6 protein-coding genes and 1 pseudogene are annotated in these 12,019 nt (G+C 72.4%); 2 read left to right on the top strand and 5 right to left on the bottom strand.

The genetic code is table 11. The features are described 5' to 3' along the window. Positions 1–289: 289 nt before the first annotated feature. Positions 290–1,462, bottom strand: a complete 1,173-nt coding sequence (locus ACFVGW_RS00380) for a PP2C family protein-serine/threonine phosphatase (protein ID WP_385850096.1) — start codon at positions 1,460–1,462, stop codon at positions 290–292. A 318-nt stretch (positions 1,463–1,780) separates the two neighbouring features. On the opposite strand from ACFVGW_RS00380, the gene ACFVGW_RS00385 reads away from it, so the two are divergent. Both ACFVGW_RS00385 and ACFVGW_RS00390 read left to right on the top strand, forming a co-directional pair. Next, the gene (locus tag ACFVGW_RS00385; RefSeq protein ID WP_385850097.1) at positions 1,781–4,447 is read left to right on the top strand and encodes a SpoIIE family protein phosphatase; all 2,667 of its coding nucleotides are present in this window, start codon (positions 1,781–1,783) and stop codon (positions 4,445–4,447) included. A gap of 122 nt (positions 4,448–4,569) precedes the next feature. Further along, entirely contained in the window at positions 4,570–5,715 is a 1,146-nt protein-coding gene (locus ACFVGW_RS00390) for an ABC transporter substrate-binding protein (protein WP_385850098.1), read from the top strand. 166 nt (positions 5,716–5,881) lie between these two features. On the opposite strand, the gene ACFVGW_RS00395 is transcribed toward ACFVGW_RS00390, so the two are convergent. The 4 genes and pseudogenes from ACFVGW_RS00395 to ACFVGW_RS00410 all read right to left on the bottom strand — a co-directional run. Continuing rightward, on the bottom strand, positions 5,882–7,654 hold the full coding sequence (locus ACFVGW_RS00395) for a hypothetical protein (RefSeq protein WP_385850099.1): 1,773 nt from the start codon (positions 7,652–7,654) through the stop codon (positions 5,882–5,884). Positions 7,655–7,686: 32 nt separating this feature from the next. Then, positions 7,687–9,321, bottom strand: a complete 1,635-nt coding sequence (locus tag ACFVGW_RS00400) for a serine/threonine-protein kinase (RefSeq protein WP_385850100.1) — start codon at positions 9,319–9,321, stop codon at positions 7,687–7,689. Continuing rightward, positions 9,318–11,087 (bottom strand): FHA domain-containing protein, encoded by a 1,770-nt coding sequence (locus ACFVGW_RS00405; RefSeq protein ID WP_385850101.1) that lies wholly within the window; start codon positions 11,085–11,087, stop codon positions 9,318–9,320. The genes ACFVGW_RS00400 and ACFVGW_RS00405 overlap by 4 nt, the downstream gene beginning before the upstream one ends. An 18-nt stretch (positions 11,088–11,105) precedes the next feature. Continuing rightward, positions 11,106–12,019: pseudogene (locus ACFVGW_RS00410) on the bottom strand (hypothetical protein); the annotation flags it as partial.

Consider the following 12,019-nt stretch of genomic DNA (forward strand, 5'->3'; position numbering starts at 1 on the left):
CTCGGCCATGGCCTTCGCCCTGCGCGCCCTCGTCGTGCAAGGTCAGCGCGTCGGTGACTCGCGCAGTGCCCTGGGTGGTGACGAAAGTCGTCTCCAGGACGTTCATGCCGGGCAGATCGGGGCGTTCGCTGCGGTACGGCACCGCCGGTTCGAGGAGGAACCGGCCGCGACCGAGAAGTCGGTCAGGCTGCCGTGCCGGCGGCCCATTCCGCCGGGGCCGAAACGGTCGTCGGCGCGGCAGCCGGTTCCGGCCCCCCTGCCACAGTCGGGCTTGACGTGACGACGGGGCCTACCGCGGACCCTGGGCCGGGCCTTCGGGCGACCCGAGCCCCTCGTCTTCGCGCCGGTCGAGAAGGATGACCGCCACATCGTCCGCCAGGCGGCCCTGAGTGTGGCGGACCAATGCCTGGCGCAGGCCCTCCAGGAACGCCTGCCGGGTGTGTTCCCGCATGGCCACCATGGCCTCGGGCAAGTCGAAGAAGGTGCTGTCCCGGTCGCGGGCCTCGATGACGCCGTCGGTGCACAACAGCAGCCGGTCCCCCGGTCCGAACGGATAGCTGTCCGTCCGCCCGGGAGGACCGCTGATGAATTCCTCGAGACCCAACGGCGGCAAAGGGGCGGTGGGCATCAAGGACCGGACCGTGCCGTTGCGCAGCAGCAGCGGCGGCGGATGGCCCCGGTTGATCACCTCAACGTGGGGGTTGTCCGGGACCTGGGCCACGAGCGCGGTGACGAATCCCTCGAGAAGGGCGTCGTCACTGCCGGCCACGCCCGCGACCGCGACATCCCGCCGCAGGGCCGCTTCGCAGTGGTTGACGACCTCCACGAGGTCGTCCTCGTAGTGCACGGACTCCCGGAATGCGCTCAGCACGACCGCGGCAGCCCGTACGGCGGGCAGGCCCTTGCCCCGGACATCCCCGACGATCATCCGGACCCCGTACCGGGTCTGGACCGCGTCGTACAGATCGCCGCCGATCTGCGCGCCCGTCTCAGCCGCCAGGTACATGCTGGCCGCCCCTACGGGGCCCAGCTGGGCGGGCACGGGCCGCAGCAGGACCTCCTGGGCGGCCGTGGCGATCCGGCGGACCTGGTTGAGCTCTTTCTCTCGGCGCGTGCGCGCGGTGCGGCTCATCATGAAGCTCGCCACCGAGACCAGGAACAGGGCGAGGAAGTTCGTGTAGACCTGCTGACCGCCCCAGGCATGGTTGTAGGTGGCGGTGGTCACGCTGACGCCGACGGCCACTCCCGTCGCCGCGAGCGTGCCCTTGGGACCCATCGTCACCGCTGCCAGAGCGGGTGTCGCCACCAGCAGGGGTCCGGTGTACACGACGTGCGCCGGCGTGAGCTCGACGAGGAGCACCAGCAGGGCGACCGCGAAGGGCAGGCACTCCGCGAGGGCGAAAAGGACCTGGTGGTGGCCGTCAGCTCCCGGTCCCGGGGTCGAGCGCGAAGGCGCTCTCATGAGTACAGCCTGCCTCGCCCGGACGTATGGCCGCCACTCCGGTTCACCGGTCCCCGTGGGCGTCCGGTCGTTGCCGGAATCGGTGATCGCTCCTGCTCGGCGACCGTCGCTCCCCGCTGCCTACGACCCATAGAGGTTAGAAAATGGAGTATGAGCAACCTACTCGAACATTTCCGGCGTTGGCTGCTCGGCTGGACCACGAGCTCTTCCTCTCCCCCTCGGCCTCCTCCCTCAGGACACCACCAGGAGCGTCAGGAGCACCCGCCGTCCCCCAACGGAAGGGCGCGGCGGCCGCAGCGTCTGTCCTCCCTGCTGAGCGTGCGCAGCGTGGCCGGCGAGGTGTTCCTTCTGCAGCTGGCCGTCGTCGTGCTTCTCGTCGCCGCCGCGGTGGTGGCGCTCGTGGTGCAGGCCCGGAGCGCGGGCATGCTGGACGCCCGGCACCGTACGCTCGCCGCCGCCGGAACGTTCGCCGAATCTCCGGGAATCGTCGCGGCCCTGCGCAGCCCCCATCCGAGCGCGGTGCTACAGCCGAGCGCCGAGGCGGCCCGGAAGATCGCCGGGGTCGACGGCATCAACGTGTACACGCTCGACGGGGTCACCCTCACCCACAGCGACCCGGAACAGATCGGGAAACACGTCGTCGGCCCCTTCGCCAGGGCGGCGGCCGGCACCTCCTTCACCGAGACGTTCGAAGGGTCCCTGGGACGGTCCGTGGTCTCGGTGGTCCCCGTCAAGGACTCAAACGGCTCCGTCATCGCCGTCGTCTCCTCCCCGGTCACGGTCCAGAACGTCCAGAGCATGGTGAACCGGCAGCTGCCGGTCGTCCTCGGCAGCGCAGCCGCGGTGCTCGCCCTCTCCGCGGGCGGGACAGCTCTGGTGAGCCGTCGGCTGCTGCGCCGGACGCATGGCCTGGGACCGGCCGAGATGACGAGGATGTACGAGCACCACGACGCGGTGCTGCACGCGGTGCGGGAGGGCGTACTGATCGTCGGCGGCGGCGGACGGCTGCTGCTGGCCAATGACGAGGCGCGGCGGCTGCTGGATCTGGCGGCGGACGCGGAAGGACGACCCGTTACGGACCTGGGTCTGGAGGAGGGGATCGCCGAGCCGATCGCATCGGGTCGTTCCGCGACCGACGAACTGCACATGGCGGCCGATCGGCTGCTGGCGGTGAACGTCCGGCCCACCGCCCCCTACGGGCAGGCCGGGACCGTCGTCACGCTGCGGGACACCACCGAGCTGCGGGCACTCACGGGCAGGGCCGAGGTGGCCCGCGAGCGGCTGAAGTTGCTCTACGACGCGGGGATGCAGGTCGGAACGACGCTGAACGTGGAGCGCACCGCGGAGGAACTGGCGGAGGTGGCGGTCCCACGGTTCGCCGACGTGGTCACGGTCGACCTGCTGGACCCGGTGCTGCGCGGCGAGGAGCCGCCCGAAGTGAGCACCGAGATGCGCCGCACCGCCGCCGTCGGTCTTCAGGGCGACCACCCGCTCTACCCCGTCGGCGAGCTGATCCGGTTCGTTCCCACCAGCCCCATGGCGGCCGGGCTGGCCGGCGGCCATGGGGTCCTGGAGGCGGACCTGCGCGCCACCCACGGCTGGCGGACCCAGGACCCGGCCAACGCCCTGCAGATCCTGGACCGCGGCATCCACTCCCTGATCGCCGTGCCCCTGCGGGCCCGGGGCGTGGTGCTGGGGATGGCCGGCTACTGGCGGACCCAGGACTCCCCGCCCTTCGACGAGGAGGACGTGTCCTTCGCCGAAGAGCTGACCGCCCGGGCGGCGCTGTCCGTCGACAATGCCCGCCGCTACACCCGCGAGCACACCATGGCCGTCACCCTGCAGCGCAGCCTGTTGCCCCAGGGCGTACCGGAGCAGTCCGCCGTCGAGGTCGCGCACCGCTATCTGGCTGCTCAGGCCGGTGTGGGCGGTGACTGGTTCGATGTCATCCCGCTGCCCGGCACCCGGGTGGCCCTGGTGGTCGGCGACGTCGTCGGTCACGGTCTGCACGCCGCCGCCACCATGGGCCGCCTGCGCACCGCCGTGTACAACTTCTCCACCCTCGACCTGCCTCCGGACGAGCTCCTGAGCCACCTGGACGAGCTCGTCGCCCACATCGACACCGACGAGCAGGAGTGGCAGGGGGTCACCGGAGCCACCTGCCTGTGCGCCCTCTACGATCCCGTCTCGGGGCAGGTGACGGCCGCCACCGCCGGGCATCCGGGCCCCGCTCTGATCCGTCCCGACGGAACCGTGTCCTTCCCCGAGGTGCCGGTCTCCCCGCCGCTGGGCCTGGGCGAGGGCCTGCCCATGGAGACCATGACGGTCACCCTGCCCGAAGGCTCCCGGCTGGCACTGTTCACCGACGGGCTGATCGAGAGCCGCGACCGCGATCCGGACGCGGGCCTGGCAGCGCTACGCGCCGCTCTGGCCGGGCCCGGGCGCACCCCGGAGGAAACCTGCACCGTGGTGATCGACGCGATGCTGCCCACCAGGCCCAGCGACGACGTCGCGCTGCTGGTGGCGCGCACCCGCCGTCTGGACCCCGCGCGGATCGCCGAGTGGGACGTGTCCCCCGACCCCGCGGCGGTGTCCCCGGTGCGCAACGCCTGCGCCCGCCGACTGGCGGACTGGGGCCTGGAGGACATCGCCTTCACCACGGAACTCATCCTCAGCGAACTGGTGACCAACGCCATCCGCTACGGCACCGAGCCCATCCGGGTGAGGCTGCTGTACGACCGCAGCCTGATCTGCGAGGTCTCCGACGGGTCCAGCACCTCCCCGCACCTGCGCCGGGCCGAGGCCACCGACGAGGGCGGCCGCGGCCTGTTCCTCGTCGCGCAGTTCGCCGAGCGCTGGGGCACCCGCTACACCGCTCGCGGCAAGATCATTTGGAGCGAGCAGGCCCTCCACGACGGGGCCGCACCACCCATGATGGATCTGGGGGATGCGCTCCTGGCCGAGTGGGACGACGAGGCGCTCTGAGAACGCGCAGGTACGGCAGCCGGAGGGAAGGCAGCTGGCACCACCGGCTGGGACTGCGCTGCCGAGGCCACCGAACGTACGCTGGTCTCGATCAGTACGCGACCGCCCGTTATGGAGCCTTTGTGCCCGTACCCCGTCTCCGGACAGCCTCCCTAGCCGCCTGTCTGGCCCTCGCGGCGGCGCCCCTCGGCGCCTGCGGAGACAAGCCCGCCGCCGGGCCCAGAGCACCCGCGGTGGCCACCTCCGCCGCAGACGCCGGGGGCATGGCAGCACTCACCGCAGCGGCGGAGAGGGAGGGCTCGCTCAACACGATCGCGCTCCCGAGCGACTGGGCCAACTACGGCGCGCTGATCGACGGCTTCGAGAAGAAGTACGGGATCAAGGTCTTGGTGGAGAACCCGGAAGGTACCAGCCAGGACGAGATCAACGCTCTGAAGGAGCGCGGGGGCGAAGGCCGCGCCCCCGACGTGATCGACGTGGGGGGCTCGTTCGCGCAGTCCGCAGCCCGGCAAGGTCTGCTCGCTCCGTACGAGGTCGCCTCGTACGACCAGATCCCCAAGGAACAGAAGGACCCGAAGGCACGCTGGTACAACAACTACGGCGGCTACATCTCGATCGGCTGTGACGCCAAACGCGTCGACACCTGCCCCTCGACCTTCGCCGATCTGCGCAAGCCCGAGTACAAGGGCCAGATCGCGCTCAACGGCGACCCCACCAAATCCGGCTCCGCCTTCGCCGGCGTGTATGCGGCGGCCCTGGCAAACGGGGGTTCCTTCGACGACATCCAGCCCGGTATCGACTTCTTCGCCGAGCTCAGCAAGAACGGCAACTTCATCCCCGTCGAATCCACCCCGGCCACGATCGCGAACGGCCGGACCCCGATCAGCATCGACTGGGACTTCCTCAACCTCGGTTACGCCGACGAGTTCCGCGAGAAGGGCGTGGACGTCGACTGGCGGACCGCCATCCCCTTCGACGGCAGCTTCGCCCAGTACTACGCGAACGCGGTGAACAAGGACGCCCCGCACCCCGCGGCAGCACGTCTGTGGCAGGAGTACGTCTTCAGCCCGGAAGGCCAGAACATCCGGCTCGGCGCCTATGCGCGCCCCGTCCTCATGGACGCCATGGAGAAGGACGGCACACTCGACAAGGCCGCCGCGGAGAAACTGCCGACGGTCGAGGGCACGCCGACGTTTCCGACAGAGGCACAGACAGAGAAGGCGAGAGAGACCGTCAACCGCGGCTGGGCCGAGGCCGTCCTGGGCTGAGGACCGGGCGGTCCTGGCCGGGCGGCCGAGTTCTGCACGCTCCCGACCTCGACCCAGCCGCCGGCTCCCACCATGTCCGGCTGACGTTGCGGATGATCAGCCCGTCGGGCCGCTGTCCGCACCGGCGGACGGCTCGCGTACATGAATGGGGCGACCGTCCCTCGCCTCACACGCAGGAGTAGCTGAAGGTGCCCTCGCCCTCGATCGGTGAGCCTGCGGGGCCCAGGACCTGGAGCCGGGCGGTACCCCGGAACAGGCCGGGGCCGCGGACCGTCCATTGGAGATGGACGGTGACCTTGTGGTCGCCGCGGCGGACTGTGTGGGTCAGCTCACCGGACTCCTGCCCGTCGCTGCGCAGCCAGCGGTAGGTGATCGGCCCGCCACTGCCGTCGGTGGTCATGACGCCGATCAGGTCGGCTGTCTGGCCGCAGCTCAACCGCTGCGTGGGTGCTTTGACTTCGACCGTGGCGACAGTCGGGCCGGACGTCGGGCGCAGGAGCAGCCACAGCACGACGGCGAGCGCGGTCAGCACCGCGGCCGCCCCGAGCCGACCGGCTCGCCGTCGGCGAAGGCGACGGCGTCCGGGGACGGGCGCGGCGACCGGCCACGCGGCGCGGAGGCTTTCCTGCTCGCCGCGGGGAACTCCGGGGCCGAAGCGCAGCAGAATGTCGCGGTCGCCGACTCCGGCGGGCGCCGAGGCAGGAGACGATCCGGGACGGCGATTCCTCTTGCCGAGGACGGTTGCCTGCTCGTCGGTGGCAGCGGCGGACCGCGAAGCCCGACCACGGCGGCCGAGGGCGGTGGCCTCGAGGTCGGTCCCTTCGGTGCCCGTCGCGGCGGGGTCGGTCGTGTCAAGGCCGGTCGCCTCGATGGCGGTCGCGGCGGGGCTGGTCGCGGCGCGGTCCCCCGGCTCACGGTCCCCCGGCTCGCCGTGCTTCGCCTCCGGGCCAGGGGCCTCGGAGCCGGGCGTCACCGGGCCGGGCGCCTCGCGGTTCACCACCGTGCGGCCCGTTGCCTCCGGCGGGGGCGCCTCTCCTCGGTCACTCGCGTCGGCACCCATCGCTCCCCGGCCCGCCGCCTCCGGGCCGACGGCCTCGGAGCCCGCCGCCCCACCGCCCGTCACATGCGGCCCGGTTGCGTCACGGCCCGGCGTGTCGCGGTGGGCCGGCGACACGGTGAGGTCCGTCAAGGCGGCGGCTGCCGCCGCGCGCAGCGCGGTCCGGCGCAGGAAGTCCGCGGGAAGTGCCGCGCGCCCCGAGACGAGGGTCGCGCGGGCGGCTCCGAGGCCGTCGGACTCGGCGGTGCCGGAGCAGCGGGCGAACAGGTCCGCTGCCTCGGTGCCGACCGCTGTCCAGGCGTTGCCGAGCCTACGGGCGAGAGCCGCCCACGCGGTGATGTCGTCGTGACACGCGGAGGCCGTCGGTGTGCCGGACAGTGCCGTGCTCAGCGCCACCTCGGCGAGCAGGGCGGTGCCGTCCGGGGCGAGTACGACGTTGTCCGACGTGAGCGCTCCGTGGGCGAGCCCCGCCGCGTGCAGGGCGAGCAGTGTCTGCGCGGTCTCGTTGAGGATGCTCGCCGCGCTGCCCGCATCCGCCTGTGCACGGTTGGCGGTCAGGACATCGGCGACCGTGGGAGAGGGCGGGCGGGCGACGATCAGCCACACGTCCCCGGCTTCCTGCACCAGGTCGACCGTGGCCGGCACACCCGGCAGCCGGAGCTTCGCCACGGCGACCACCGCGGCCGCAAGGCGTGATCGTGCACCCTCGGGAGCGAGCAGGGCGCGGTCGATCCGCAGCACGCCGAGCGGCGGATCGCCGGCGGGGCCGGGCAGCAGGGCGTGCCAGGTGCCGAACCGCCCGTCACGTGACCAGTCCGACAGGGCACGCCCGGCGACGGTAGCGGGCGTCGCCGATGTCGCAGATCCCGCGGGTGTCGTCATCGCGTTCCGTCCTCCTCGGTGGTCGCTGTCGCTCAGCACGGGGGCGCGTCCGCGGAGGCCGTCTGACGTCCGCTCGCGGACTGCGGGCTGCTGCTGACGGCGATGTTCCAGGTGCCTCTGCACGGGTGGTTCGAGAAGTCGCCCGTGAGGGTGACGGAGTACTCCGTGCCGCCCGACAGCCGCCGGCTCTGCGAACCGTGGGGTTCGGCGGGCGTGTTGGCGTAGAAGTCCGCGGTGAGCGTCAGCGCCCCGGTGCCCGTGGTACGGACGGTCACGTCGGCGATCAGCGTGCTGTTCGGTCCCCGGCGCAAGGAGGCGATGGCGATGGCGATCGTGCCCGGTGTCGGCGGTACGGGGGAACTCTCCGTCGGGGGCGGAGCGGGGGTCGAGGGGCCTGGTCCGGGTTTGCCGCCTGAGGGAGGGGTGGTGGTCACGGGGGGAGTGGTGCCCGTGGAGCTGCCGGTCGGGGAGGCGCTCGGCGAGGGGCCGGCCGAGGCGGTGCGGGACGGTGATCCGGTCGGTGTCGGCGTGGTCGCACTCGGCGAGGGGGCGAGGGATGCGGAAGGACCGGAAGGCGAGCCGGAGACGAAGGCCGAGGACGGTACGGAAGTGGCGGTCGTCGTCGTTGTGTCGGGCGTACGGGCTGTCACGACCGTCACCCCTCCGGCGACCACCGCGAGTCCGGCCACCCCGACGGCCGCCTTCCAGATGTGGGGCTTGAGCCGTCCGAGTACGGTCAGCGCCGGTGTGGCCTCGAATACGGCCGACGTCGTCGCGAACGGGAACAACAAGGCGAGCAGGGTGGTGAGTTCGGCGACTCTGCGGCGTCCCCGCTCCTCCCAGTCCGCGCCGAACGCGTCGGTGGCGGTGCGTTCGAGGTCGGCGAGGAACGCGTCGATGCCGGGCCGCTCCGCCGGGTCCTTCGCCATGCCCCTGCGCACCAGGTCGCGTACCGGCTCGGGTACGTCGTCCACGGCGACAGGCGCTCGCAGGTGCTGGAGCCGCAGGGCCGTCACGTCGTCGCCGCGGAACGGCCGCCGGCCGGTGAGGCACTCGAAGAACACGGCTGCCGCGGCGTACACGTCGCTCGCGGGCCCCGCGGGCTCGCCGTCCCACTGCTCGGGAGCCATGTAGGCGGGCGTGCCGGCGGCCTCCGTCTCGCGGCCGGTGCGTACGGCGATGCCGAAGTCGGCGAGCGTGCTCGAACCGTCGCTGCGGACCAGCACGTTCTCCGGCTTGTAGTCGCGGTGTACCACCCCGGCCGTGTGGGCCGCGCCGAGCCCGAGGAGCGAGCCCTTGAGCAGGACCAGAGCCGCCTCCGGGCCGGTGGCCCGGTGCGCGCGCAGCAGTTCGCGGAGGCTTACCCCGTCCACCGCCTCCATGACGATGGCGGCGCCCAGGCGGGCCTCCACATACTCGTACAGCCGCACCACGCACGGGTGCCGCAGTTCGCCGAGCAGCCGTGCTTCGGCGCGGAAGCGGGCCAGGAACTCCTGGTCGGAGTGGAGCCGCTCGCTCAGGTACTTGATCGCCACGGGTACGCGCGTCGCCTCGTGCCGCGCCAGTACGACGCGGCCCCCGGCACCTTCGCCGAGCGTGCGGACAGCGACGTAGCCGGGCACGGCCCAGCCGCCGTCACCGTACGGAGCATCCTGTACGTCCCTCATGCCGCCCCCTCCACGGCCGCGCCGTCGACCAGCCGCGCCGGACGCCGTCCGCCCTCCGCGCGACGCCGCTTCACCACTCGTATCAGCCACCGGACCGGGGCCGCCCATACGGGGAACGCCACCAGGCCGACGACCACGGCCACGATCACCGAATCCCACGGCGCGTCCACCCGTCCCTGCAGCCATTCCCCGAGCCGGGAGCGCCAGGCCAGCAGGGCGAGTACGAGGAAGCCGTACGTACCGACGATCACCGCGAGGCCGTACGCGGCCATGCCCGCCTGACGCGCCGCGGGCCGACGGCCCGCCCGCAGGTCCTTCCAGAACCCCTTGCGGAAGTAGGCACTCGCCTCCTCACGCAGGCGTGGCAGGCGCAGCGCGTCGGTCAGCGCCTGATAGCCGTCCAGCGGCATCAGCGGATTGAAGTTGTACAGGGTGTTCAGATACAGCCCGAAGGCCATGTGGAAGAGCGTGGCGGAGACCGGTCCGACCGGCAGGTACGCCGCGCCCACGGCGCACCAGCCCGCCAGGGCCGCGGTGGAGATCGGGCCCGACAACGCCACCACGACCCGCGACCAGCGGGAACCGAACCACATGTCGCTCGTGTCCACGAACGCGAACGGCATCCCCATCATGATCATGAAGCCGCCGCGCCGGACCTTCCGGCCGTACGACTTCACCGCAAGCGCGTGTGCCAGCTCGTGCACCACCAAGGCCGAGATGTACCCGACGGCCAGCGTCACCGGGCCCCAGACCCCGGCTCCGCCGAAGTCCAGCAGGTGCTGCCGCCCCTGTGCCACGCCGAAGAACGCCACGAGGCCGCCGACCACCGACAACCAGGTCAGCGTCACTCCCGTACGGGTGAAGAACCGCCAGCCGAAGCCGCCGTAGAGCCGGGTCACGGCGCCGTCGAGGCCGGGTACGGACACCTCCAGTTTGAGCAGGGCCCTGTACACCGCCCGCCAGAACCGGCGCCAGCCCTTGGTCTCCTCCTCGTCCTTCTGCCCCGGCAGACCGCGCAGGAGACCCGCTCCCGCGAATGCCGCGAGGGCAGCCTCGATCCGTGGCAGCGCCAGCTGACCGAAACGGTCGGCATAGGCGAACAGCAGGTCCCGTACGGTGGCGTCGCCGTCGATGGCGTTCCACAGGAACACCTCGCGCTCGTCCAGCTGGAGGTACACGCCGGTACGCGTGTTGCTCAGCACCGAATGCGGTTCGGCACGGCCGTCCGCGGGCACCTGCTTGAGCGCCCACCCGCTGCGGCGGCGCGGCCGCGCGGTGAGCGGGCCGGTCGCCTCCGGCACCTCCTCCTCGGGGACGGCGGCGGGCAGTTCGGTGAGCTGGGTGCCGACGACCATGGTGCGCGAGCCGATCCGGGCGTCGCGCGGCTGCTCGAACACCATGCGGACGTCGCCGACGGACAGCTCGACGCCGTCGGCGAGCCGCGTCGACCCTCCGTGCAGGTTCACTCCGGCGACGGCGGTGCCGTTGAACGAGTCCAGGTCCTCGATCCGGAAGCCCGACCCGTCACGGACAACCCGGGCATGACGGCGCGACACACTGCCGTCGGACAGGACGACGTCGTTGTCGGCGCCCCGGCCGAGGGTGGTGACCTGACCGGTCAGTGGTACGAGGAGGGCGGGGTCGTCGACGCCGCGCAACTGGGGCGCGGCGAACGACGTCGGCGCCGCGCCACGGCGGAGCGTGCCGCAGCGCAGGCAGTAGGGGAAGTCGCGCCGTACGTGGACGCGACAGGCGTGGCAGAGCATTCCGGTCGGTCCGCCGTCTCAGGAACCGGTGAGGAACGAACCGCCGGACCGGCCGCCGGGTGCGGCGTTGCCGGGTCCCGACGGGTGGAGGTGGCTGCCGAGGCGGTCGAAGCCCGGAGCGCCCGGACGGAACACTCCGCCACCCGTCCCGTCGGAGTCGGGGGCGGGGGTGTCCGCGTGACCGCCGCCGCGACCGCCCCCTTCACCGCCGTCTCCCCCGCCGCTGCCACCGCCGGTGTCGCCACCGTCGCCACCCTCGCCGGGGGTGCTGGGGCCATGGCCGGGCCGGCGCTCGTTCTCCTGGCTGCCACCGGTGTTACCGCCGCTCCCGCCGGAGTCACCGCCACCACCGCTGTCGCCACCGCCGGAGTCGCCACCGCCGTTGCCCCCGCCCGAGTCACCTCCGCCGTTGCCCCCGCCACCGTTTCCGCCGTTGTTCCCGCCGCCGTTGCCGGAGTCGCCGCCGCCGGGGGTGCTGGGGCCATGGCCGGGCCGGCGCTCGTTCTCCTGGCTGCCGCCGCTGTTACCGCCGCTCCCCCCGGAGTCGCCACCACCACCGCTGTTGCCCCCACCGGAGTCGCCGCCGCCGTTGCCCCCGTTGTTCCCGCCGCTGTTCCCACCGCCGTTGCCGGAGTCGCCACCGTTGTTCCCGCCGCCGTGGCCGGGCCGGCGCTCGTTCTCCTGGCTGCCGCCGCTGTTGCCTCCGCTCCCCCCGGAGTCACCGCCACCACCGCTGTTTCCACCGCCGGAGTCACCTCCGCCGCTGTTACCGCCGCTCCCGCCGGAGTCGCCGCCTTCGCCCCGTTCATGGACGCCGCCGGGCCCGAAGCCATCGGGGCCGTCGCCCTCACCGCCAAAACCGCCTTCGGACCCACCGCCGAATCCGCCGCCACCGCTGTGGCCGGGGCCGCCGATGCCGCCGAAGCCATCGC

Origin of the sequence: Streptomyces sp. NPDC127129, assembly GCF_042671585.1 — a bacterium.
GTDB lineage: Bacteria > Actinomycetota > Actinomycetes > Streptomycetales > Streptomycetaceae > Streptomyces.

Bases quoted from the DNA above. Each gene is read 5' to 3' on its own strand.
- ACFVGW_RS00380 (WP_385850096.1), bottom strand. From the start codon at position 1,462: ATGAGAGCGCCTTCGCGCTCGACCCCGGGACCGGGAGCTGACGGCCAC.
- ACFVGW_RS00395 (WP_385850099.1), bottom strand. From the start codon at position 7,654: ATGACGACACCCGCGGGATCTGCGACATCGGCGACGCCCGCTACCGTC.
- ACFVGW_RS00400 (WP_385850100.1), bottom strand. From the start codon at position 9,321: ATGAGGGACGTACAGGATGCTCCGTACGGTGACGGCGGCTGGGCCGTG.
- ACFVGW_RS00405 (WP_385850101.1), bottom strand. From the start codon at position 11,087: ATGCTCTGCCACGCCTGTCGCGTCCACGTACGGCGCGACTTCCCCTAC.